The 23852-nt window shown below is 69.3% G+C and carries 20 protein-coding genes; 9 read left to right on the top strand and 11 right to left on the bottom strand.

Features of this window, described 5'->3' with window-relative positions; all coding sequences use genetic code 11:
• Positions 1-167 precede the first annotated feature (167 nt).
• Entirely contained in the window at positions 168-1709 is a 1542-nt protein-coding gene (locus ACGFNK_RS05870) for an MFS transporter (protein ID WP_386354171.1), read from the top strand.
• A gap of 139 nt (positions 1710-1848) precedes the next feature.
• Here the strand turns inward: ACGFNK_RS05870 and ACGFNK_RS05865 are convergent, their stop codons facing one another.
• On the bottom strand, positions 1849-2352 hold the full coding sequence (locus tag ACGFNK_RS05865; RefSeq protein WP_393412356.1) for a MarR family winged helix-turn-helix transcriptional regulator: 504 nt from the start codon (positions 2350-2352) through the stop codon (positions 1849-1851).
• A 122-nt stretch (positions 2353-2474) separates the two neighbouring features.
• Between ACGFNK_RS05865 and ACGFNK_RS05860 the strand changes: the two genes are divergently transcribed.
• Positions 2475-3278: a dioxygenase gene (locus tag ACGFNK_RS05860; RefSeq protein ID WP_393412354.1), complete on the top strand. Its 804-nt coding sequence runs from the start codon at positions 2475-2477 to the stop codon at positions 3276-3278.
• A 27-nt stretch (positions 3279-3305) separates the two neighbouring features.
• Here the strand turns inward: ACGFNK_RS05860 and ACGFNK_RS05855 are convergent, their stop codons facing one another.
• Complete coding sequence (locus tag ACGFNK_RS05855) at positions 3306-3824, bottom strand: GNAT family N-acetyltransferase (protein WP_393412352.1); 519 nt, start codon at positions 3822-3824, stop codon at positions 3306-3308.
• A 169-nt stretch (positions 3825-3993) separates the two neighbouring features.
• Between ACGFNK_RS05855 and ACGFNK_RS05850 the strand changes: the two genes are divergently transcribed.
• A complete protein-coding gene (locus ACGFNK_RS05850) occupies positions 3994-4986 on the top strand; it encodes a sigma-70 family RNA polymerase sigma factor (RefSeq protein WP_344394821.1) in 993 nt (330 codons plus the stop codon).
• A gap of 439 nt (positions 4987-5425) precedes the next feature.
• Here ACGFNK_RS05850 and ACGFNK_RS05845 read toward each other — a convergent pair whose 3' ends face one another.
• The gene (locus tag ACGFNK_RS05845) at positions 5426-6406 is read right to left on the bottom strand and encodes a helix-turn-helix transcriptional regulator (protein ID WP_393412350.1); all 981 of its coding nucleotides are present in this window, start codon (positions 6404-6406) and stop codon (positions 5426-5428) included.
• Positions 6407-6502: 96 nt separating this feature from the next.
• Here ACGFNK_RS05845 and ACGFNK_RS05840 point away from each other — a divergent pair, with 96 nt between their 5' ends.
• The 4 genes from ACGFNK_RS05840 (at position 6503) to ACGFNK_RS05825 (ending at position 12390) form a co-directional block, all read left to right on the top strand.
• On the top strand, positions 6503-8020 hold the full coding sequence (locus ACGFNK_RS05840; RefSeq protein ID WP_393412348.1) for an MFS transporter: 1518 nt from the start codon (positions 6503-6505) through the stop codon (positions 8018-8020).
• A 242-nt stretch (positions 8021-8262) separates the two neighbouring features.
• On the top strand, positions 8263-9024 hold the full coding sequence (locus ACGFNK_RS05835; RefSeq protein WP_393412346.1) for a DeoR/GlpR family DNA-binding transcription regulator: 762 nt from the start codon (positions 8263-8265) through the stop codon (positions 9022-9024).
• Positions 9021-9968 carry a 1-phosphofructokinase gene (gene pfkB / locus ACGFNK_RS05830; RefSeq protein WP_393412344.1) on the top strand — a complete coding sequence of 316 codons (948 nt, stop codon included), beginning with the start codon at positions 9021-9023 and terminating at the stop codon, positions 9966-9968. Before ACGFNK_RS05835 ends, pfkB begins: the two co-directional genes overlap by 4 nt.
• Positions 9969-10269: 301 nt before the next feature.
• Positions 10270-12390: a fructose-specific PTS transporter subunit EIIC gene (locus ACGFNK_RS05825; protein ID WP_393412342.1), complete on the top strand. Its 2121-nt coding sequence runs from the start codon at positions 10270-10272 to the stop codon at positions 12388-12390.
• A 379-nt stretch (positions 12391-12769) separates the two neighbouring features.
• On the opposite strand, the gene ACGFNK_RS05820 is transcribed toward ACGFNK_RS05825, so the two are convergent.
• Both ACGFNK_RS05820 and ACGFNK_RS05815 read right to left on the bottom strand, forming a co-directional pair.
• The gene (locus ACGFNK_RS05820; protein WP_393412340.1) at positions 12770-13513 is read right to left on the bottom strand and encodes a DUF6227 family protein; all 744 of its coding nucleotides are present in this window, start codon (positions 13511-13513) and stop codon (positions 12770-12772) included.
• Between the two features lie 224 nt (positions 13514-13737).
• Positions 13738-14766 (bottom strand): P1 family peptidase, encoded by a 1029-nt coding sequence (locus ACGFNK_RS05815; protein WP_393412338.1) that lies wholly within the window; start codon positions 14764-14766, stop codon positions 13738-13740.
• 38 nt (positions 14767-14804) lie between these two features.
• Between ACGFNK_RS05815 and ACGFNK_RS05810 the strand changes: the two genes are divergently transcribed.
• Positions 14805-15020 carry a hypothetical protein gene (locus tag ACGFNK_RS05810; RefSeq protein WP_393412336.1) on the top strand — a complete coding sequence of 72 codons (216 nt, stop codon included), beginning with the start codon at positions 14805-14807 and terminating at the stop codon, positions 15018-15020.
• Positions 15021-15048: 28 nt separating this feature from the next.
• Here the strand turns inward: ACGFNK_RS05810 and mscL are convergent, their stop codons facing one another.
• The 6 genes from mscL to ACGFNK_RS05780 form a co-directional block, all read right to left on the bottom strand.
• Positions 15049-15522 carry a large conductance mechanosensitive channel protein MscL gene (gene mscL, locus ACGFNK_RS05805; protein WP_393412334.1) on the bottom strand — a complete coding sequence of 158 codons (474 nt, stop codon included), beginning with the start codon at positions 15520-15522 and terminating at the stop codon, positions 15049-15051.
• Positions 15523-15657: 135 nt separating this feature from the next.
• Positions 15658-16221, bottom strand: a complete 564-nt coding sequence (locus tag ACGFNK_RS05800) for a hypothetical protein (protein ID WP_393412332.1) — start codon at positions 16219-16221, stop codon at positions 15658-15660.
• Between the two features lie 249 nt (positions 16222-16470).
• Positions 16471-17313: an S-methyl-5'-thioadenosine phosphorylase gene (locus ACGFNK_RS05795; protein ID WP_386354129.1), complete on the bottom strand. Its 843-nt coding sequence runs from the start codon at positions 17311-17313 to the stop codon at positions 16471-16473.
• A 74-nt stretch (positions 17314-17387) separates the two neighbouring features.
• Positions 17388-17708 carry an FmdB family zinc ribbon protein gene (locus ACGFNK_RS05790; protein WP_393412329.1) on the bottom strand — a complete coding sequence of 107 codons (321 nt, stop codon included), beginning with the start codon at positions 17706-17708 and terminating at the stop codon, positions 17388-17390.
• 68 nt (positions 17709-17776) lie between these two features.
• Positions 17777-19066, bottom strand: a complete 1290-nt coding sequence (locus tag ACGFNK_RS05785; RefSeq protein ID WP_393412327.1) for an MFS transporter — start codon at positions 19064-19066, stop codon at positions 17777-17779.
• 226 nt (positions 19067-19292) lie between these two features.
• A complete protein-coding gene (locus ACGFNK_RS05780) occupies positions 19293-20798 on the bottom strand; it encodes a potassium/proton antiporter (protein WP_393413251.1) in 1506 nt (501 codons plus the stop codon).
• Between the two features lie 235 nt (positions 20799-21033).
• Here ACGFNK_RS05780 and ACGFNK_RS05775 point away from each other — a divergent pair, with 235 nt between their 5' ends.
• Positions 21034-23778 (top strand): penicillin acylase family protein, encoded by a 2745-nt coding sequence (locus tag ACGFNK_RS05775; protein WP_393412325.1) that lies wholly within the window; start codon positions 21034-21036, stop codon positions 23776-23778.
• Positions 23779-23852: the final 74 nt, after the last annotated feature.

Raw genomic sequence — 23852 nt, 5'->3', positions numbered from 1 at the left:
TCCCGACCGATTAGGCCCGACCGATTAGTTCGGCGCCCCAAGCCAGTCACTAGAGCACCAAGCTTCCGGCCGCCACCGGCAAAGACGTCGACGGGGACGTCACCGCCGGGGGAGCCGTCCCTTTCCGACATCTTTTTCCGTCACGAAGTCCCGAAGTGGGTACCCCCATGTCTGAAACAGACCAGGCCACCGCCTCCAAGGCGCCGGCTTCCGATCCCAACCGCTGGAAAGCGCTCGTCTTCATCGCGCTCGCCCAGCTGATGGTCGTGCTCGACGCGACCATCGTGAACATCGCCCTGCCTTCCGCCCAGCAGGACCTGGGGATATCGGACGGCAACCGGCAGTGGGTCGTCACGGCCTACGCCCTCGCGTTCGGCGGTCTCCTCCTCTTCGGCGGCCGTATCGCCGACTTGTGGGGCCGTAAGCGGGCCTTCGTCGTCGGCCTGATCGGGTTCGCCGCGGCCTCCGCGCTCGGCGGTGCGGCCACCAACGAGGCGATGATGTTCGGCGCCCGCGCCCTCCAGGGCGTGTTCGGCGCACTACTCGCGCCCGCCGCGCTCTCCCTGCTCGCCGTGATGTTCACGGACGCCAAGGAGCGCGCCAAGGCCTTCGGCATCTACGGTGCGATCGCCGGTGGCGGCGGCGCCGTCGGCTTCATCCTCGGCGGTGTCCTGACCGAGTACATGGACTGGCGCTGGACGTTCTTCGTCAACATCCCGTTCGCGATCATCGCGGCGCTCGGCGCGTACTTCGTGATCCGTGAGCCGGAGGGCGGCCGCAACCGCAACCCGCTCGACATCCCGGGTGTCCTGCTGTCCACCCTCGGCCTGGTCGCGCTGGTCTACGGCTTCACCCGCGCCGAGTCCGACGGCTGGGGCGACTCCGTGACCGTCGGCATGTTCGTCGCCTCCGCGGTCCTGCTGCTCGCGTTCGTCGTCACCGAGGCCAAGGTCAAGGCCCCGCTGCTGCCGCTGCGTGTCATCACCGACCGCAACCGCGGCGGGGTGTACCTCTCGCTCGGTATCGCGATCATCGCGATGTTCGGCACGTTCCTCTTCCTGACCTACTACCTGCAGATCGTGAAGGGCTACTCGCCGATCAGCACCGGCTTCGCCTTCATGCCGATGATCGTGGGCATGATGGTCGGCTCGACCCAGATCGGCACGCGTCTGATGACCCGCGTTCCCGCGCGGCTGCTGATGGGCCCCGGCTTCCTGGTCGCGGCGGTCGGCATGCTCCTGATGACGCAGCTGGAGATCGGCTCGTCGTACGCCTCGATCATCCTGCCGGCGATGCTCCTGCTCGGTCTCGGTATGGGTACGGCGTTCATGCCGGCCATGTCCCTGGCCACCCTGGGCGTCGAGCCCCGGGACGCCGGTGTCGCCTCCGCGATGGTCAACACCTCGCAGCAGGTGGGCGGTGCGATCGGTACGGCCCTGCTGAACACGATCGCCGCGTCGGCCACGACCTCCTACATCGCGGACAACATCGGCTCCGCGACCTCCCGCTCCCAGCAGCAGCTGGTCCAGCTTCAGGGCCAGGTGCACGGCTACACCAACGCGATCTGGTTCGCCGTCGGGATGCTGGTGCTCGCCGCGGCGATCGTCGTCACCCTCGTCAACGCCGGCAAGCCCGACATGTCGGCGACGGCCGCCGGCACGGGCGACGAAGCCGAGGACGAGCTGCCGGTCCCGGTGATCGCACACTGACGGGACGCCACGGGGTCACCCACTGACCCTCGTACGTACGCAGTGGTGGGGACGACTTCGTACGTACGAATCCGGGATCTGCCCCGGCTCCATGAGCGGTGGAGCCGGGGCAGATTCATGCCCTGAACGAGCGAGCCTCTTAACGAAGCCAGGGCAAATCCGCGCCCGCGTCCTCCGGCTCCAGCCCCTCGGCGATGATCTGCAGGGCCTCGCCGAGGGCCTTCTGCTGGTCCGGGGAAAGCCGGTCGAAGACGGCATGGCGGACGGCGTTGACGTGACCGGGCGCGGCCTGCTTCAGGACCGAGAGGCCCTGGTCCGTAATGATCGCGAACTGTCCGCGCTTGTCCGAGGGGCAGTCCTCGCGCCGCACCCAGCCGTTCTTCTCCAGCCGGGCGACGGCATGGGAGAGCCGGGACCGCGTGATCTTCATCTTCATCGCGAGTTCGGTCATCCGCAGCCGCTTGTGCGGTGCCTCACTGAGGCACGCGAGCAGAACGTAGTAGATGTGCGGCATCTTCGCGTCGCGCTGGAGCTGACGGTCGAGATGATCCTCAAGGAGTGCGGTGGCGTGCACATACGCACGCCAGACGCGCTGTTCCTCATCGCTGAGCCAGCGCGGCTCTTCAATGTGTGCCGTGTCCATGTACCTACTGTAGAGGACGCCTTCTTGAATTTTAAACGAATGAGAGCTATTGTCCTTTTCAGATAAGTTGAGGATTAAAGTACAAGGTCAAGTGTCAAGGTCACTGGAAGGGAGTCGCCGCCATGTCTGCCGCCACCGAGGAGCGTTCCGTCCCCCAGCGCATGCCCGCGCTCTACCTCTCGCACGGAGCCCCGCCGCTGGCCGACGACCCCATCTGGCCCGGCGAACTGGCCGGTTGGTCAGCCGGCCTGCCGCGCCCCAAGGCGATCCTCATGGTCTCCGCCCACTGGGAGGAGGCCCCGCTGGCCCTCGGCGCGGTCGAGACCATCCCGCTCGTCTACGACTTCTGGGGCTTCCCCGAGCACTACTACCGGGTCCGTTACGAGGCTCCCGGCGCTCCCGAGCTCGCCGAGTCCGTACGCAAGCTGCTGCGCGCCCCCGGCACCCCCGTACAGGACATCCCCGACCGCGGCCTCGACCACGGCGCGTACGTCCCGCTCGTCGAGATGTTCCCGGCCGCCGACATCCCCGTGCTCCAGATCTCGATGCCCACGCTCGACCCGGTCCGTCTGATGGACATCGGCCGCAAGCTGGCACCTCTGCGCGACGAGGGCGTCCTGATCGTCGGCTCCGGCTTCTTCACGCACAACCTCGCGGCCCTGCGGCACACGGGCGGAGTCCCTTCCTGGTCGAGCGAGTTCGACGACTGGGGGCGCAGGGCCCTGGAGGCCGGTGACATCGACGGACTGCTCGACTTCGAGCACAAGTCCCCGGCGGGCCGCCTCGCCCACCCCCGCACCGAGCACTTCGCCCCTCTCTTCGTGACCATGGGTGCGGCGGACGCGGTGGGCGAACTGAAGGACCAGAAGTCCGTCATCGAGGGCTTCTGGGTGGGCATGGCCAAGCGGTCGGTGCAGTTCGGCTGAGGGGTGTTCCCGGTACGGGAAGCGCCACTAGAGTTCCTTCTCGTACCAGGCCACGTCCCAGTACCGTCCGAACTTCCGCCCGACCTCGCGATACGTGCCGACGTGCCGGAAGCCGAAGCGCTCGTGGAGTCGTACGGACACCTCGTTCGGCTGGGTGATGCCCGCGTACGCCCGGTGCAGGTCCTCCAAGGCCAGATCCTCGAACAGGGACTTGTACAGCAGCGTGCCGATGCCGCGTCCGCCCGCGTCGGGGGCGAGGTAGATGGTGACCTCCACGGAGGTGCCGTAGGCGGGCTTCATTCTGTAAAGGCTGGATGTGGCGTAACCCAGAATCAGCTGTGAGTCCACCTCTACGGCAACCTTCAAGCGGTGCGGACCGTCTTCAGGGTGGGAGAGCAGCCAAGGGCGGCGCTCTTCCGGAGTGAAGACCGCGGTATCGAATGTGATGGGCGTCTCGCGTACGTAGTGGTTGTAGAGGTCGGTGAGAGCGACGAGGTCACCCTCGACTCCTGGCCTGACCAGCACCTCTGTACGTTCCGACGACATCTGGCCTCCCTTTGTGGCGGCACAGGGTACTGCAAGATCAGAAAAATTGAGGGGCGGGTTGGGAATTCTGTCCGGATTCCAGTCGTTGTTTCCATCGGAAGCAGGGCACCCGGAAGGGTGGCCGAACCCCCATAGACGACCCGCAAGCCCACCACGCAAGGGAGCACGCATGGCAACCCGTGCCGTCGCCCGTCACAAGTCCGCCACTGGCGAGACCGACGCGGTACGCAGCGTTCGCGCGGGCGAGATCGCCGACCGTGACCTGGTCGGCATGTACCTCGACGAGATAGCGCGTACACCGCTGCTCGACGCCGCCAAGGAGGTCGAGCTGTCCCAGACCATCGAGGCGGGTGTGTTCGCCCAGCAGATCCTCGACGGCGAGGTGACCGACGCCAAGGTCGACGCCTCCCGCGAGGAGCTGGAGGCGCTGGTGGCCGACAGCGAGCGGGCCAAGGACATCTTCATCCGCTCCAACCTTCGCCTGGTCGTCGCGGTCGCCCGCCGCTATCCCCGTAGTGGCCTTCCGCTCCTCGACCTGATCCAGGAGGGGAACGCGGGCCTGGTGCGCGCGGTCGAGAAGTTCGACTACCGCAAGGGCTTCAAGTTCTCGACGTACGCGACCTGGTGGATCCGTCAGGCCATCACACGCTCGATCGCCGACCAGTCGCGGACCATCCGGCTCCCCGTCCACCTGGTGGAGGAGCTGGGCCGGATCCGCCGAGTGCAGCGCGAGTTCAACCGCGAGCACGGCCGGGAGCCGGAGCCCGCGGAGATCGCCGCGGAGCTGGGCTCGAACCCGGAGCGCGTCATAGACGTGCTGGACTGGGCCCGCGACCCGGTCTCGCTGAACATGTCGGTGGACGACGAGGGCGAGACGCAGTTCGGCGACCTGCTCGAGGACACCTCGGCGGTCTCACCCGAGCAGTCCGTGCTCACACTGCTGCGCAGCGAGGAGCTCGACGACCTCATCGGGCGGCTCGACCAGCGCACGGCCTCGATCATCAAGATGCGGTACGGCATCGAGGACGGCCGAGAGCGCACGCTGACCGAGGTCGGCAAGGAGCACGGCCTCACCCGCGAGCGCATCCGCCAGATCGAGAAGCACGCGCTGCTGGAGCTCAAGAAGCTGGCCCGCCAGACCGGGTTCGACGCAGCGGCGTAACGCGCAGGGGCCGCCGCTCGATGGGTCGCACACAAGAACGTTCGCGCCCGCATCAACCGCCCGAGCCCGGGCACAAGCCCCCAGGGCTCCCAGGACCAAGTCCCGACGCTATCCCCCCCGGCGCCGGGACTTCCCCAGAGCCGAGCCTCCGGCGCCTCTCCCCCTGGCGCCGGGGCTCGGCTCCACCTTTTCGCCCTGCCGGCGGCCGGTTGGAGCTGCGGGTTCGTTGTGGCTGGTCGCTCCCGCACCCTCGGCTTCGCTCGAGCGGGGGAACTCCCATGAGCGGGGGGACCCCCATCGCGGCGGAGCCGCAAATTGATACAGCCCCGCGCCCCTGAAGGGGCGCTGTCCTGGCCGGACTTCACCACTTCCCCTCAGCCGGCAGGGGCCGTTGCGACCACCCTCGTGACACAATGTGTCCACAGGGTCACCCCGGGGTTCAGGTCCGGGGTGGCCCTTCGTCGGCCGCCCGGCTGAGGCGACCCCCCAAGTCCCGTACGCACTGGACCAGTTCCGCCGGTTCATGCACCGTGAACTCGCAGTCCACCATCGCAAGCCGCACCGCCATCCACTCCACCTGGTCGCCGACGGCGGCCCGGAGCCGGCAGCTCTGGTCGTCAAGAGGCTCGGGAGTGCCGAGCCACTTGGGCAGGCGGGCCGCGATGACCTCCGCGGGAGCCGCGAACGTCACTTCGAACTCATACGTCTCCTGCCGCCGGTACATCGACTGCCGCAGATACTCGGCCGCGCTCCCCGTCGGCAGCTCGCGAGGCGCGAATCGCGCGCCGGTCGCGAAGGGCTCGCTGACCCGGTCGACGCGGAACGTACGCCAGTCCTCGCGGTCGAGGTCGTACGCGACGAGATACCAGCGGCGGCCGGTCGACACCAGACGGTACGGCTCGGTCAGGCGCTTCGAGGGCGTGCCGTCCCCCGAACGGTAAGCGAACCGCAGCCGCTCATGACCCGCGACCGTCGAGGCCATCACGGTCAGCGTCTCGGGCGCGATGCTCGCCCCGTCCCCGCTGGTCAGGGGAGTGGTGGCGGCCTGAAGCGTGGAAACCCGGTGGCGCAACCGGCTCGGCAGGACCTGCTCCAGCTTGGCGAGCGCCCGCACGGAGGCCTCGTCGACGCCCTCGAGGGCGTGCCCGGCACCGGCCCGTAGCCCGACCGCGATCGCCACCGCCTCCTCGTCGTCGAGCACGAGCGGCGGCATGGCCTTGCCGGCGACCAGCCGGTACCCGCCATCCGCCCCCATCGTCGCCTGCACGGGATACCCCAGCTCCCGCAGCCGGTCCACATCCCGCCGTACGGTCCGCCGTGAGACCCCGAGCCGGTCGGCGAGCTCGCCGCCGGGCCATTCACGCGGGGTCTGGAGCAGGGAGAGGAGCGTGAGGAGCCTGGCCGGGGTGTCGGTGGTCATGCGTTGTCTCCCTCTCAGCGTTTCCGTTTTTGGCTTCTTCGAGCATGCCCGACCACTAGGACCGAATCTGACCTAGTAGACCCCTAACTTCGAAGCATGACCTCTACCGAGACCCCTCTCAACAGCGCGGCCGCCACGGCCGACCGGCGACGATGGATCGCCCTCGCCATCGTGATGACCGCGGCCTTCATGGATCTGGTCGACGTCACGATCGTCAACATCGCGATCCCGTCCATCCAGCGGGACGCCGGCGCGTCGTTCGGCCAGATCCAGTGGATCACGGCCGGATATGCGCTTGCCTTCGCCGCGGGTCTGATCACCGGCGGGCGGCTCGGCGACATCCACGGCCGTAAGCGCCTTTTCCTCATCGGCATCGGCGGATTCACGCTCGCATCGGCCCTTTGCGGGTTCGCCGTGAACCCCGAGATGCTGGTCGCCTCCCGCATCCTCCAGGGCGGTATGGCCGCGCTGATGGTGCCGCAGGTGCTGTCGATCGTGCACGCCACCTTCCCGGCGCACGAACGCGGCAAGGTGTTCGGCCTGTTCGGTGCGGTCGTCGGGCTCGGGGCGGTGTCCGGTCCGCTGCTGGGCGCGCTGCTCACCGAGTGGAACTTGTTCGGCCTCGAATGGCGGCCGATCTTCCTCATCAACCTGCCGGTGGGCATCGCGGGCCTGATCCTCGGCCGCCGCTACATCACGGAGTCCAAGGCTCCGCGCGCCCTCAAGCTGGACCTCGTCGGCGTCGCCCTCGTCACCCTCGGTCTGTTGATGCTGCTCTACCCGCTGACCCGCGGCCGTGAGCTGGGCTGGCCGATGTGGGGTTACGTCTCGATGGGCGGCGCGCTCGTTGTGTTCGCGGCGCTGGTGGCGTACGAGCGGAGGAAGACCGCGCGGGACGGTTCGCCGCTGGTCGAACTCTCCCTCTTCAAGGTCAAGAGCTTCGCGGCGGGCATCGCGGTGCAGACGGTCTTCGGGATCGCGCTCGGCATCTTCTTCCTGGTGTGGACGTTCTACATGCAGATCGGCCTCGGTTGGGGCGAGCTGCGTGCCGGCCTGACGGGCGTCCCCTTCTCGATCGCGGTGTCGATGGCGGCCGGGCTCTCGGTGCAGAAGCTGACGCCGCGGTTCGGCCGGAAGGTGCTCCAGGCGGGCGCGCTGCTCATGGCCCTCGGTGTCCTGATCTACATCTGGGAGTCCGAGCGGTACGGCCTGTCCATCGCGCCCTGGCAGATGGCGCTCCCGCTGGTGGTCATGGGCGTCGGCATGGGCCTGATCGTGGCCCCGCTGACGGACGCGATCCTCTCCGAGGTGCCCCGCGAGCACTCTGGCTCGGCGTCCGGCCTCATCAGCACGGTCCAGCAGATGGGCAACGCGCTCGGGCTCGGCCTGGTCTCCGTGGTCTTCTTCGGCACGATGTCCGACCACCTGCCGCGGGCCGAGGTGGGCGCGGCCTTTGTCGATGCCTTCCAGAACGCGCTGATCTGGGTCGCGGCTGTGATGGCGGCCATCTTCCTGCTGATGTTCGCCCTGCCGAAGCGGCCGGCCCAGCATGTGGAGGGCGGCGAGCCGACGCCCACAGCCGCCGCGGACAAGGAGCCCGAACTCGTGGGCTGACGCTGCCAGTTCATTCCGACGCGGTCCGTCCACAGGCCCGGTCCCCCTTGGGGCCGGGCCTGACGGCTGTCCCGCGCCCTGCCCTACTCGTGCCCCCTACTCATGCCCCTGCCTTTTTTGGTCCCTTCCGATGGATGTCCGTTCGTGCCCACTTTTACGTCCCGCCCCGTTTACATGGTTGAAATCCGGGCGTACTCTGCGAGTGAAACCACACGTTCGGGCATGGACGGAGGCGAACGGACATGTACGCACCGGAGCGACAGCAGGAGATTCTCCGGCTGGCGCGTGACGGTGGCCGCGTGGACGTGGTGTCGTTGGCCGAGGAGTTCCAGGTCACGGCCGAGACGATCCGGCGGGACCTGAAGGCGCTGGACCGCGCGGGACTCGTACGCCGGGTGCACGGCGGTGCCATTCCGGCCGGCCGGCTCGACTTCGAGCCCGATCTGGCCGAGCGGGAGACCACCGCGGCCGACGAGAAGGACCGCATCGCGCAGGCCGCGCTCGCCGAACTGCCCAGCAACGGCACGATGATTCTCGACGCCGGCACGACGATCGCCCGGCTCGCCGGGGCTCTCCCACTGGAGGCGATGCTCACCGTCGTGACGCACAGCCTCCCCATCGCGGCCCGCCTCGCCGACCACCCGGGCATGCAGCTTCACCTCGTCGGGGGCCGCGTACGGCACCGTACGCGCGCCGCTGTCGACGCCTGGGCGCTGCGGGCGTACGGAGAGATCCGTGCCGATGTCGTCTTCCTCGCCACGAACGGCTTCTCCCTCGAGTACGGACTGACCACGCCCGATCTCGCCGAGGCCGCCGTGAAGCGCGCGGCCATCGCCGCCGCACGCCGCGTAGTGCTGCTCGCCGATTCCGCCAAGCACGGCCAGCAACACTTCGCGCGCTTCGGCGCCCTCGACGATGTGGACGTTCTGATCACCGACAGCGGGCTGAGCCCTGAAGACGCCACCGCCCTCAAGCGCGGCGGCACGGAAGTGGTGCGTGCATGATCCTCACGGTCACCCCCAATCCCTCGCTCGACCGGACCTACGAGATACCCTCGCTCGACCGCGGCGAGGTCATCCGGGCCACCGGCGAACGCATGGACCCGGGCGGCAAGGGCGTCAACGTCTCGCGGGCGGTCACCGCCGCCGGCCGCCGCACCGTCGCCGTACTGCCGCTCGGTGGCGCCCCGGGCTCCCTCGTCGCCGACTTGCTCCACGCGCAGGGCATCGAGGTCGCGCCGGTCCCGGTTGCCGGGGCGACGCGCTCCAACATCGCGCTCGCGGAGGCCGACGGTGTACTCACGAAGATCAACGCGCCCGGACCCGAACTCACTGCTGCCGAAGAGGAGTTGCTCCTGGAGACGGTGCGGACCCAGTCCCGCGACGCCTCCTGGATCGCATGCTGCGGCAGCCTGCCGCGCGGCCTCGTACCGTCCTGGTACGCCGCACTGGTCGCCCGAGCGCACGCCGCCGGCACCCGCATCGCGCTGGACACCTCCGGCCCGGCCCTGCTCGCGGCCCTGCGCGAGCGACCCGACGTCGTCAAGCCGAACGCCGAGGAACTGTCGGAAGCGGTGGGCCGCCCCCTCGCCACGATCGGCGACGCGGTCAAGGCCGCCGAGGATCTGCGGGAACGGGGCGCCGGAGCGGTGCTGGCCAGCCTCGGCGCGGACGGGCAGCTGCTCGTCGAAGCCTCGGGCGTGTGGTTCGGCAGCGCGCGGGTCGACGCGGTGCGCAGCAATGTGGGCGCGGGTGACTCCTCGCTCGCCGGTTTCCTGATCGCCGGCGGCAGTGGCCCCGACGCCCTCGCCTCCGCCGTCGCGCACGGCGCCGCGGCCGTCCAGCTCCCCGGCAGCGTGATGCCGGGCCCGGCCGACCTCGACCCCGACGCCGTGACCGTCACGTCGTCGGTTCCGGTGGATCGAGTACTCACGGAGCCGGTGTCATGAACTTCCGTACTGCTACTGCTGGTTCGGCCCCTGTGGCCCGAACGCCTCGTACGGCCCCTGGAACGGCACTGAAGTGGCGGGGCATCCCCTTCCCCGCCGCAGCCACAGGGAGGCGGGGTTTCCCCGGCCCCGCCTCCACCTTCCCCGCCGACCTCGGCACATGTGACATTTCCGGCAATTCGGTCACGGTCGAGCGCGACACATCTGAACGCAGCCCGTCTGAACGCAGCCGGTCTGAACGCAACACCCCCGTCCCCGCCCATGTCTTCCCCCGGGCGATACGCGTGCGAAGGAGCCCGCGATGAGCGAGATGATCACCGCGGACCTGGTCGACCTCGACCTGTCCGCCGATACGAAAGAGGCGGCGGCGCGCGCCCTCGCCGAGCGCATGGTGGCCAAGGGCCGGGTGACCGACCTCTACGGCTTCCTCGCCGACGTGGCCGCCCGCGAAGCGCAGATGCCCACAGGCCTCGACGGCGGCATCGGCATCCCGCACTGCCGCAGCGAACACGTCACCGAGCCGACGCTGGCCTTCGGACGCAGTGCGGCCGGGATCAACTTCGGCGCTCCGGACGGGCCCGCCGACCTGATCTTCCTGATCGCCGCCCCGGCCGGGGCCGACGACGCCCACCTCACGATCCTGTCGTCGCTGGCCAGGCAGCTGATGAACACCGAGTTCACGTCCGCGCTGCGGGCGGTGGAGGACGCGGAGGGGGCCGCCGCCCTGATCCGCGGCAACGAGCCCGCGGTGGCCGCGCAGGTCGCCACCACGGTGGGCAGCACCGATGACTCCGCGGCGGGACCGGCAGGAGCGGCCTCCGCCGAAGCCGCCGCGGACACCTCGGCCCCGGCACCGGGTGCGAGCGCCGAGGACGGCGCGGCTCCGGAGGGCGGCAGCTCCGCCGAGGGTGAGGGCGAGGGCGCCCGGCCGTTCCGTATCGTCGCCGTCACTTCCTGCCCCACCGGCATCGCGCATACGTACATGGCGGCCGAGGCGCTGGAGAACGCGGGCCGCGACAACCCCGACGTCGAGGTCGTCGTCGAGCCGCAGGGCTCGGCGGGCTTCAACCGGCTCGACCCGGCCGTCATCGCCGCGGCGGACGGCGTGATCTTCGCGCACGATGTGCCCGTACGGGAGAAGGACCGGTTCGCCGGGAAGCCGACCGTGGACGTCGGCGTGAAGGCGGGCATCAACAAGCCTGCCGCGCTGATCGCCGAGGTCCGGGCGAAGGCCGAGCGCGGAGAGGTCACCGCGGCCGCCAAGCCCGGCGGTACACCGGTCGAGCGGACCGGAGAGCCCGGCGAGGGCTACGGCACCAAGCTCCGCAAGTGGCTGATGACCGGCGTCAGTTACATGGTCCCGTTCGTCGCCGCGGGCGGTCTGCTCATCGCCCTCGGCTTCGCGATCGGCGGCTACCAGATCAACGAGGCCAAGCCGGTCATCGAGCACTTCGACTGGGGCCAGGTCGACAGCTGGGGCGCGCTGCTGTTCCAGATCGGCGCAGCGGCCTTCGGCTTCCTCGTCCCGGTCCTGGCCGGCTACATCGCCTACGGCATGGCGGACCGACCAGGTCTTGTGCCCGGCTTCGTCGGCGGTGCGATCTCGGTGACCATCGGCGCGGGCTTCCTCGGCGGTCTGGTGGCCGGTCTGATCGCCGGTGGTGTCGTCCTCGGCATCCAGCGCGTGAACATCCCGGCTCCCATGCGCGGCATCATGCCGGTGGTGGTGATCCCGCTGATCTCCTCGGCGGTCGTCGGATTCCTGATGTTCGTGGTCATCGGCAAGCCGATCGCCGAGGCACAGGAGGCCCTGACCGACTGGCTGAACGGCCTCACCGGCACCAACGCCGTCCTCCTCGGCGTGCTGCTCGGCCTGATGATGTGCTTCGATCTCGGCGGCCCGGTCAACAAGGTCGCGTACACCTTCGCGACGGCCGGTATCTCCGTGGCAGCGCCCAGCGACTCGGCGATGAAGATCATGGCGGCGGTCATGGCGGCCGGCATGGTGCCCCCGCTGGGCATGGCCCTGGCCACCACGGTCCGCAAGAAGCTGTTCACCACGGCCGAACGCGAGAACGGCAAGGCCGCGTGGGTCCTGGGCGCCTCCTTCATCTCCGAGGGCGCGATTCCGTTCGCCGCCGCCGACCCGCTCCGCGTCATCCCCGCCTCCATGGCCGGCGGCGCGGTGACCGGCGCCCTCACCATGGCGTTCGGCTCGACCCTGCGCGCCCCGCACGGCGGCATCTGGGTCACCTTCCTGATCGGCAAGCCCTTCCTCTACCTGCTGGCCATCGCGGCCGGCACGGCAGTGACGGCGGGGCTGGTGATCGCCCTGAAGGGAATGCGCAAGACCAAGCCGGCGGGCGAGGTCGAGACGCCGGAGGTGGCGGCCTCAAAGGCCAAGGAGCCGGTGGCTGCCTGACTTCCACGAGACGCGCTGTGGCCCTGGGCCACAGCGCGTCTGACGTATGTCGTCTGACGGTCTGTCGTGGCTGGTCGCGCCCCGCGGCGGAGCCGCTGATGTCACAGCCCCGCGCCCCTGGGTGGGTGGTGGGTCGGGGCCGTGGGCCGGTGCGTCGCGCAAGTGACCTGAGACAGAACCTACGCGACGGGCATACGACGCACTGGCCCACGTCCCCTCCCGCCGGTGGGAGGCTGCGGGTAGTTGGGGGTGCGGGCTTTTTCTGGGCGCCGGGAGTCGCAGGCTTTTGGTTTTCAGGGGCGCGGGGAACTGCGCGGCCAGCCACGACGGACTGGCAGCCGCGACACGACTGTCATCCCCACCCCCGTAGGCGCCCTGCTCAACCGCCGGAGGCAGACGCGCGCCTCTCCATCGCATCCCGCGCAGCGTGCTCGCTGACGTACACCTCGCACACGTGCCGCCCATCAGGCGTCGCCGTGTGCTCGACCTCCCAGAGCGACAGCTCCCGCCCGTCCAGCAGCAAAAACGCATGCTCGTAGAGCGAGAAGCCCACCCCACGACCCCCATACGGCCGGCCAAACGCCTGAGTGATCTCGTGCGCGAACGCCATCCGCAGCAGCTCGGCCATCTCCTCGCCCGGCCGGTCCACGTTCTCGGCCCGCCTCAGCAACCGGCGCCCATGATCCGCCGAGTCATCGAGCACGTACACATGCCGAGGCTCAGGAACCGGTGCATGCAGCGCCATGACCGGCACCTCGAACTCCGGCTCGTCCGGCGCCAGCGGCAACCGAGCGGTCGCGGTCCGCAGCTCCTCTCGGTCCTCGTAGACCTCGTGCTCCACATGGCTGCCGGACCCGGTGTTGTGGACCAGCTCCCACAGCGTGAGCGCCGAACCGTCGGCAAGCAGCCACGTGTGCCGGTACGTCTCGCGATGAAGCCCGGCACTGTGGTGCGCGGAGTGCAGCGAACTGTCGTGCGCCAGCGCGCAGTCAAGCCGCCCTATCGTCTCGTCGGAGAGCTCGAAGGAGTTCAGGGCGCGGCCGAGGAGTCGCGCGAGATGCTCCTCAGGAGACTCGGGCGACTCGGGTGGCTCGTACGCTGCCGTCTCGTACGGAACGCTCAAGGTTTCTCCCGGCGTTGCTGCATGTCACCTTGTGGGTGCATACCGTAGCCCCTCAGCCGGACATCATGTCCGGGAACCGAGAAAACGTACGCACAGAAAACGTAGAACCCGCGTGAGAAGTTCCCACTCGCCCTGACACAGCCTCAAACCCCCCTGGTCAGAAGGGGGCAGACGCCCCTTCCCGCGCGCCCCCGCTCACAGGCCCCCCTGCCTTCCGGACTCCACTACAACTCGCCATACAACTCCCCGTACGCCGGCCACACCCCACCCGGCCCCTCCACCGACTCGGCGGCCCGTACCGCCCTCACGATCGCCTGCGTCACCAGATCCGCCCCGGCTGCGAGGATTTCGTTCAGCGCGAGCGGGTTCTCCTCCGCCAGTGGACGCGCCCCCGTGGCGAGCGCGAACACCGTGTCCCCGTCATTGAGCAGGTGCACCGGCCGTACGGCGCGTGCGATGCCGTCATGCGCCGTCCCCGCCAGCTTCTGCGCCTGCGCCTTCGACAACTCCGCGTCGGTGCCGACCACCGCGAGCGTGGTGTTCAGCGGGGGAGCGCCGTTCTTCGCCGCGGTCTCGGCCAGCCGCGCCCGCGCCGCTTCGTGCACCTCCTTCGCCGGATACGTCAGACGTCCCTGAAGCAGCTCCCCGTACAACGCCCCCGTCAGTGGATCCACCGCCGACCCCGCCGCGTTGGCCACCACCAGCGCCGCCACTGTGACTCCCGAGTCGAGCACGGCACTCGCGCTGCCGACCCCTCCCTTCATGCTCCCGACCGCCGCTCCCGTGCCGGCGCCCACGCAGCCCTCCTGGACCGGCGTGCCGAGCTCGCTCGCGGCCGCTGCTGCCACCGCCTCGTGTCCGGTCGCCGCGTCGGGCCTGGCCCGGAAGTCGCCGCCGCGCCCCAGGTCGAAGACACAGGCTGCCGGGACGACCGGCACCACGTGCGCCGGGTCGGGCCCGACGCGCACCCCGCGCCCCCTCTCCTCCAGCCAGGCCATCACGCCCGCCGCCGAGTCCAGTCCGTACGCACTGCCGCCGGTCAGGACCAGCGCCTCGACCTTCCGCACCACGTTGCGTGGATCAAGGGCATCGGTCTCCTTGGTGCCGGGTCCGCCGCCGCGCACGTCCACGGCTGCGACGGCACCGCCCTCCGGGGCCAGGACGACCGTCGTACCGGTCAGCCAACCACCGCCGGTCCGCGTGGAATGTCCCACGCGCAGTCCGGCCACATCTGTCAGAGTGCCAACTGTCATGGCACCCAGTGTCGCCCCCAGGGCCGTACCCTGAAGCCATGAGCAGCACCCCCGCCCCCGAACCCCACGCCGAGCCTTCCCAGGGGGTAGCACCGGCTCCCCGGGACTCGCGCAAGCCCGCGCTGGTCTTCGACGATCCGTTGAGCCAGCAGTCCGCGGACGACTCGGACGGCGGGTGGGGCGAGCGGCCCAGCGGTGACAGTGCCGGGGACCTGGCCCGCTTCCTGGACGAGAAGCCGCCCCACCACATCTGAGCCCGGCAGACCTGACGAGCGGTGGGCGCTATCGCTCGGCGTGCCCTGAGCCGCGCTGCGCCACGAGGGCGTCGCGGATCTCCTTCAGGACCTCCAGCTCGGTCACCTCGATGACCTCGTGCATGCCCTCCTTCGCCTTCTGGCGGGCAGCCTGCCGGGCCAGGTACTTGGACATCGGCAGCACCATCAGGAAGTAGACGACGGCAGCGGTGATCACGAACGAGAGCGTCGCGCCGAGCACCGAGCCCCACATGATCCGGACGCCTTCCGCGGTGGCGCCGGCGCCTGTGCAGGGTCCCTTGATGCAGGAGCTGTAGTTGTCCAGGTTCTTTGTGCCGATCGCGCCCACCAGGGGGTTGATGACTCCCTGCACCACGGAGTTGACGATGTTGGTGAAGGCCGCGCCGATGACCACCGCCACCGCCAGATCGACGACGTTCCCGCGCATCAGGAAGGTCTTGAAGCCCTCCAAGACGCCCGGATCCTTCTTGCTCTCGCTCACCAGGGAGCCCCTCTTCAGCCGCAACGATTGTGGAGTGAACAGCTCCGCAACCTACGGCAGGGCGTGGCGACCTTGTCCAACGCCCCAGCTTCAACGAGGGGCTTGACAGCCAGCCGGTGATCGTCTTGAGCAGGTTCAGCACAGGGTCACCGCCAGTCGTGAGGTCGCGCCGGCTCCGGCCAGCCGCACCGCTGTCTGCCGCGGCACCGACAGCACGACCAGCGCGCCGCCTTCGGCCACACCGTCCAGGGCCTCGGGCACCTTCGTCACCCGCACCCCGCGCGCGACCACCCGTGCGTCACCGCCGCCCACCGCCGACTCCTCAGCCGCGACGACATCGACACGATCGCCCGGCCGCAACAGCCGTACCGTCGCGCCGTCGGCGATCCGCACCGGCGCCGTCACCATCTCGACGGCCTGTCGTTCCTGCGCGGGAGCGCCCGCCACCCTCGACTCCGCCGTGACAGGCGGAGCACTGGCAGAAGGTGCCCGCGCCCGGCCGGCGTCCCGTGGCCCCGCCGCGACCAGCGCGGCAGCGGTCACGGCGAGCCCCGCGGCCACGGCTCGCCTTCTGTGCCGTACGAGCCGTCGCAGTTGGGACCGCCCGCCGCGCACCCGCACGGGAGCGAAGTGCGGCACCTCGCAGGTGCCGGGCGCGTCCGTGCCCAACGGGCGCGGAAAAGAAGGGAGTAGCGACACGAGAACCACCACCAGCGGTCGGGATTTCGGCTTGCGATGCCAGACTGCGGCTTCGCGCCGAATCCCGCTGCGGCCCGTGGACTACCGACCGGTTGTGGACAACTCGCTCACCCGAAGGGGGAGTTCCGCCCCCCAACCAAGCTGTTCCCCAGAGCCGCCGAGCCGCCGAGCCGCCGAGCCGTCCCCAGAGCCCCGAGCCAGAGCCCTCCGAGCCGTCCACCGAACCGCACTGAGAGGCCCCGGGCCGTCCTACGGCAGCTCGAACCCGGGGTCCATTCCGCCCAGCGCCTTCGCGCACAGACAATCCCGCGCGTCGTTCTCAGGCAGTCCGGCCACCGCGTCGAACAGCACACCCCGCAGCCGTTCCACATTCGCCGCGAACACCTGCAGCACTTCCTCGTGCGAGACGCCTTCGCCGGTCTCGGCGCCCGCGTCGAGGTCGGTGACCAGGGTCAACGACGTGTAGCAGAGCTCGAGTTCACGGGCGAGCGCCGCCTCGGGATGCCCGGTCATGCCCACCACCGACCAGCCCTGCGCCTGGTGCCACAACGATTCGGCGCGGGTGGAGAACCTCGGCCCCTCGACCACAACGAGGGTCCCGCCGTCCACCGCCTCCCAGTCCTGGCCGCGGGCCGCCTCCAGCGCGGCCCTGCGACCGACGGGGCAGTACGGGTCGGCAAGGGACACATGCACCACGTTCGGCACCTGGCCGCCGGGCAACGGCATCCCGTCGAAGTACGTCTGCTCCCGGGACTTCGTACGGTCCACCATCTGGTCCGGTACGAGCAGCGTGCCAGGGCCGTACTCCTGACGCAGCCCGCCGACCGCGCAGGGCCCGAGGACCTGGCGCGCCCCGACGGAGCGCAGCGCCCACAGGTTGGCGCGGTAGTTGATGCGGTGCGGCGGCAGATGGTGGGCGCGGCCGTGGCGGGGGAGGAAGGCGACCCGCCGCCCGGCGATCTCGCCAAGGAAGAGGGAGTCGCTGGGCGCCCCGTAGGGCGTGGCCACCTGTATCTCGGTCACGTCGTCGAGGAAGGAGTAGAAGCCCGAGCCGCCAATGACGCCGATCTCGGCGTTCTCCGTGTTCGCCATGACCGCACCCTAACCGGGCCCGGAAACGCCGCGGACCCCGCCGTCGTACGACGACAGGGTCTCGCAAGAAACGCTTACGCGGCCGAGCTGCTGCTCGAGGAGGTGCCGGTGCCGGACGACGGCGAGTCCGAGGAGGACGAGGTCGTGGTGGACGACGAGGTCGTGGAGGCGGCGTTCGACGAGGAGGACGACTTGGCCGTCGAGCTGCTCGACGAGGAGCCGCGGCTGTCGTTGCGGTAGAAGCCGGAGCCCTTGAAGACGATGCCGACAGCGGAGAACACCTTCTTCAGGCGGCCATCACAGCTGGGGCACTCGGTCAGGGCGTCCTCGGTGAACTTCTGCACCACCTCGAGGCCCTCGCCGCATGCGGTGCACTGGTACTGATAGGTCGGCACTTGTCTTCCTCCTGGCACTCTCACTCGATGAGTGCTAACGACCATCAATAGTGACCTATTCCTCGCGTTCAGTCCACTGCCAGCGGTACGCGGTGACCGACGCCACGTGCGACGGTCCGGCCGGCCGGCCTGGGCACGAGCCGCGAGCGCAGGGCCACGAGCGTCGCCAGAGCCAGCAGCGTCCCGCCCATCGGGACGAGGAAGCCGGCGCCGTCCCAGAGACGGTCCTCCAGTTGTCCGGCGACGGTGACGGCCGCCGCCTGTCCGAGCGCCACGGCGCCGGTCAGCCAGGTGAAGGCCTCCGTGCGGGCGCCTGCCGGCACCATGCCGTCGACCAGTGTGTAGCCGGTGATCAGGGCGGGCGCGACGCACATGCCGACCAGGAGGCCGACTCCGGCGAGGGCGACCACGGAGTCCGCGGCCCACAGACCGGAGGCGGTCAGGGCCAGTGCCGTGTACCCGATGACCAGACGGCGGCGCGGGGCCGTCTTCCAGGCGATGGCGCCGCAGACGATCCCGGAGAGCATGTTGCCCGCGGCGAACGTGCCGTACAGGACGCCGTTCAGGCCGGGCTCGCCGATCGACTCGGTGAACGCGGCGAGTGCGACCTGCAGACCGCCGAAGACGGAACCGATGCCCAGGAAGGCCACGATCAAGACACGTACTCCGGGGACCGACACAGCGGAAGCGTGCTTCACGCGCGCGGGCCCCTCGAGACGTACAGCGGGCTGCGTGCTCTTCTGAGCCGCGAACAGCAGGCCGCCGATCAGGGTCAAGGCGGCCTCCGTGAGCAGGCCGGCCGCCGGGTCCACGGTGGTGCACAGCGCGGTCGCCAGCAGCGGGCCGAGTACGAAGGTCAGCTCGTCGGTGACGGACTCGAAGGCGGCCGCGGTCGTCATCAGGGGTGAGCCCTGGAGTTTGACGCCCCAGCGTGCCCGCACCATGGGCCCTGTCTGTGGCACGGAGGCGCCGGTCGGGACGGCCGCCGCGAACAGCGTCCACAGGGGAGAGTCCGTGAGCGCGAGCGCCGTCAGGGAGAGACCCGCCAGGGTGTGGACGAGGACGCCGGGCACCAGGACGGCGCGCTGTCCGTGACGGTCGGCGAGACGTCCGGTGAGGGGCGCGAACAGCGCCATGGAGACACCGGTCACGGCGGCGACGGCACCGGCAGCCCCGTACGAGCCGGTGGTGTGCTGCACGAGCAGTACGAGGGACAGCGTCAGCATCGCGAACGGCTGCCGCGCGGCGAAGCCGGGGAGCAGGAACGTCCAGGCGCCACGCGTGCGCAGCAGTTGCCCGTATCCGGGGCGGGAGGAGCCCGATGTCCTGGGGGACTCGGAGGTGACCGTGGATGCCACGGCCCAAGCCTTTCTGCCACCTGGTAGCGCGCCCGTGCGGGAGGCGCCGAGAGCTGTCCTCTTGCGCGGAACTGCGGTAGATACCGGGCCCCCTGTGAGGGCAGCGGCCGCCATACGGTCGCGCCAGCTCTGCGTCAGGCAGAGGTGGTTCGATCTGAGTGCGCCTTCATCCTACAGGCATCAATAATCGTGCCCCTGGGAAAGCGAGAATCTTGGCCGCTTTCACCTACGAAGTGCCATTGCCGCCCGTCCCTAGCCATCCCGCCAGCTTGCCGCCCTGTCCGACCGCCCGCAGTCGGCGCTCGGCCGCGTCCCGGACGGGGTCCGTGGCCACCACGAGGAGTTCGTCGCCACGTTGCAGGATCGTCGTGGGCAGCGGGACGAACGATTCTCCGTCCCGTACGACCAGCGTGACCGCGGCGCCCGGGGGCAGCCGTAGCTCGTTGATCTCGACGCCGTGCATTTTCGACGCCTCCGGGATCGCGACGGACAGCAGATGTCCGCGCAGTCGCTCCAGGGGCGCCGATTCGATGCCCAGGTCGGCTGCCTCGGCGGCGGACTTGTCCAGGCTCAGCTTCCGGGCCAGCCAGGGGAGAGTCGGGCCCTGTACGAGCGTGTAGACGACGACCAGTATGAAGACGATGTTGAAGATGCGACGGCTCTCCGCGACGCCGCTCACCATCGGGATCGTGGCCAGGACGATGGGCACGGCGCCGCGCAGGCCCGCCCAGGACATCAGGACCTGCTCCTGCCACGGCAGCCGGAACGGCAGCAGCGCGATCACGACGCTCAGGGGACGCGCCACCATGGTCAGCACCAGGCCGATGACGAGCGCGGGCCAGATGTCGTCCTTCAGCTCGTGCGGCGTGACCAGCAGGCCGAGCAGGACGAACATGCCGATCTGGGCGATCCAGCCGAGCCCTTCGGCGAAGCCGCGGGTGGCGGGCCAGTGCGGCAGCTTCTGGTTGCCGAGCACCATCGACGCCAGATACACGGCCAGGAAGCCGCTGCCGTGGGCGAGCGCGCCGCCCGCGTACGCCATGACCGCGATGGCCATGACGGCGATCGGGTAGAGGCCGGAGGCGGGCAGTGCCACATGGCGCAACCCGTACGCGCCGAGGAAGCCCACCGCGAGCCCGATGGCCGCGCCGATGGCCAGCTCCAGGACTATCTTGCCGAGCAGCGCGTACCAGTGCTCCACCGGACCGGCCGTGGAGAAGGCGACGACGAGGATGACCACCGGAGCGTCGTTGAAGCCGGATTCGGCCTCCAGCATGCCCGTCAGGCGCGCGGGGAGGGGCACTCGGCGCAGCACCGAGAAGACCGCCGCCGCGTCCGTCGAGGAGACCACCGCGCCGACGATGAGCGCCTGCCGCCACTCCAGATCGATCAGGTAGTGGGCCGCCGTTGCCGTGACGCCGACGCTCACCGCGACCCCCACCAGCGCCAGTGACGAGGCGGCCGGAAGCGCCGGCTTGATCTCCCGCCACTGCGTGCCGAGACCGCCCTCGGCCAGGATCACGACCAGGGCCGCGTACCCGAAGACCTGGGTCAGTTCGGCGTTGTCGAACTGGATGCCGCCGACACCGTCCTGCCCCATGGCGACGCCGATGCCCAGGTAGACGAGCAGGCTGGGGAGCCCGCTGCGCGAGGAGATGCGAACCGCTGCCACCGCGACGAGCAGAACGAGCGAGCAGATGAGCAGGAGCTGGTTGAGGTCGTGGACAGTCAGGGGGTGCTCCCCTCTCGGTGGTGCAGGTGCTTCGTGTCTCGGTGGTGCAAGTGCTTCGTTAGCTTACCTAACTCTTGACGCTTTCTTGACGATCGCGAATGTGGCCTCGATTGCCTGAAGCTGTCCGTTCCCGACTCCGCGTCAAGGCGCGTCGAGCCCTGACCTATGGTTGCTCCAGCGTTCAGTCAAAAGCACGGCCCCGCCTGCCGCTCGCGTGAGGACAGCAAGGACAGCGATGCCCCCCAACACCACCTCTTCTTCTGGTCAGACGCGCGGCAAGTCCGGCAGGAAGAAGGGGCGCAGAACCCGTCTGATCTTGATCGTCCTGGTCCTGGCCATCATCGGGGGCGTCGGGTACGGGGCGTTCTGGTCCATCAGCACGGTGCGCGCCTCCTTCCCGCAGACCAAGGGATCGATCGAACTGGACGGTCTGTCAGGACCCGTGGACGTCAAACGTGATGGCAACGGGATCCCGCAGATCTACGCCGCCACCGACGAGGACCTGTTCATGGCGCAGGGCTATGTCCAGGCGCAGGACCGGTTCTACGAGATGGACGTACGCCGCCACATGACGTCCGGCAGGCTCTCCGAGATGTTCGGCAAGGATCAGGTCGACAACGACGAGTTCCTGCGCACCCTCGGCTGGAAGCGGGTCGCGGAGGAGGAGTACGAGACCACGCTGTCGGCCGAGACGAAAAAGTACCTCCAGGCGTACGCCAAGGGAGTCAACGCCTATCTCCGGGGCAAGGACGGCGAGGACATCTCCCTGGAGTACGCGGCGCTCGGTTTCTCCAACGACTACAAGCCCGCGGAGTGGACTCCGGTCGACTCGGTGGCCTGGCTCAAGGCGATGGCCTGGGACCTGCGCGCCAACATGCAGGACGAGATCGACCGCTCCCTGATGACCAGCCGTCTCGGCCCGCAGCAGATCGCCGACCTGTACCCGCAGTACCCGTACGGCCGGAACAAGACGATCGTGCAGGAGGGCGAGTACAACCGGACCACCGAGGAGTACGAGCAGAGCGGCAGCACGGACGCGTCCGAGGGGCACTCCGGGCTCGCCGGCGGCGCCACGGCCCCGGACGGTCTCCAGAGCCAGATGTCGGACCTCTACGAAGAACTGGACGACGTCCCCACGGCCGTCGGTGTGAACGGCAACGGCATCGGCTCGAACTCCTGGGTCATCGGCGGCGCCCACACCATCAGCGGCAAGCCGCTCCTTGCCAACGATCCGCATCTGTCGCCGTCGCTGCCGTCGGTCTGGTACCAGATGGGCCTGCACTGCAAGAGCGTCTCCGAGAAGTGCCAGTACGACGTCTCCGGGTACACCTTCGCGGGCCTGCCGGGCGTGGTAATCGGCCACAACCAGAACATCGCCTGGGGGATGACCAACTCCGGTGCCGATGTCGCCGACCTGTACCTGGAGAAGCTCACCGGGGACGGCTACGAGTACGACGGCAAGGTAAGGGCCTTCACCACCCGCGAGGAGAAGATCGACGTCGCGGGCGGCGCCAGCAAGACCATCGTTGTCCGGGAGACCAACAACGGGCCGCTGCTGTCCGACCGCGACGACGAGCTCGTGAAGGTCGGCAAGAAAGCCACCGTCGACCAGGAGGCACCCGACCGCGGCGACGGCTACGGCATTGCCCTGCGCTGGACCGCCCTGGACCCCGGCACCTCGATGGACGCCGTCTTCGCGATGAACAAGGCCACCGACTGGAACGGCTTCCGCAAGGCCGCCGCCCTGTTCGACGTGCCCTCGCAGAACCTGGTCTACGCCGACACGGAGAACAACATCGGCTACCAGCTGCCCGGCAGGATCCCCAAGCGCGGTGAGGGCGACGGCTCGCTCCCGTCGCCGGGCTGGGACTCCAAGTACGAGTGGACCGGCTACATCAAGCAGTCCGAGCTGCCCTACGAGTACAACCCGGAACGCGGCTACATAGTCACCGCCAACCAGGCCGTCGTCGACAAGGAGAAGTACCCCTACACGCTGACCACGGACTGGGGCTACGGCACACGCAGTCAGCGGATAACCGATCTCATCGAGTCGAAGCTCAAGGGCGGCGGCAAGGTCTCGACCGACGACATGCGCCAGATGCAGCTCGACAACAGCAGCGAGATCGCCAAGCTTCTGGTGCCCCTGCTGCTCAAGATCGACGTCCCCGACAAGGACGTACGGGACGGGCAGAAGCTCCTCGAGGGCTGGAACTACACCCAGGACGCCGATTCGGCGGCAGCCGCCTACTTCAACGCGGTCTGGCGCAACATCCTGAAGCTCGCGTTCGGCAACAAGCTGCCCAAGGAACTGCGGGTCGAGGGCCAGTGCCTGTACGTCGAGCCGGTCGACACCACCGGTCCGGCCGACGAGGACCGGCGGGTGCGGGAGTGCGGCCAGCGTGACGCGGACAGCGCGCAGCCGGACGGCGGCGACCGCTGGTTCGAGGTGGTCAGGTCGATCCTCGACGACGAGGACAGCGACTGGTGGCAGGCGCCCGGCAACCGCACCGACCACCCGGCCACGAACCGCGACGAGCTCTTCGGGCGGGCCCTGGAGGACGCCCGCTGGGAGCTGACCGCCAAGCTCGGCAAGGACATGGACACCTGGAACTGGGGCCGCCTGCACCGGCTGTACCTGAAGAACCAGACCATGGGCACCGACGGCCCCGGCTTCCTGCAGTTCATGCTCAACCGTGGCCCGTACAACATGGGCGGCGGCGAGGCCGCGGTCAGCGCCACCGGCTGGAACGCCGCGGGCGGCTACACCGTGGTCTGGGTGCCGTCGATGCGGATGGTGGTGAACCTCGACGACTTCGACAAGTCGAAGTGGATCAATCTCACCGGCGCCTCCGGGCACGCCTACAACGCCCACTACATCGACCAGACCGACAAGTGGGCCAAGGGCGAGCTGCTGGACTGGGTCTCCACGAAGAGGGCGGTCGACGAGAACACCGAGGACACGCTGCTGCTGAAGCCCTGAGCCGGACAGACGGCCTTCGGCAGGCCTCACCGTGAAAATGGCCCTCCACGCGCGCGTGGAGGGCCATTTCGCAG

This window comes from Streptomyces sp. NPDC048825, assembly GCF_043198355.1.
Taxonomy (GTDB): Bacteria; Actinomycetota; Actinomycetes; order Streptomycetales; family Streptomycetaceae; genus Streptomyces; species Streptomyces xiangluensis.
Note: the sequence above shows the minus strand (reverse complement) of the source record. Positions and strands in the feature narration are given on the sequence as shown.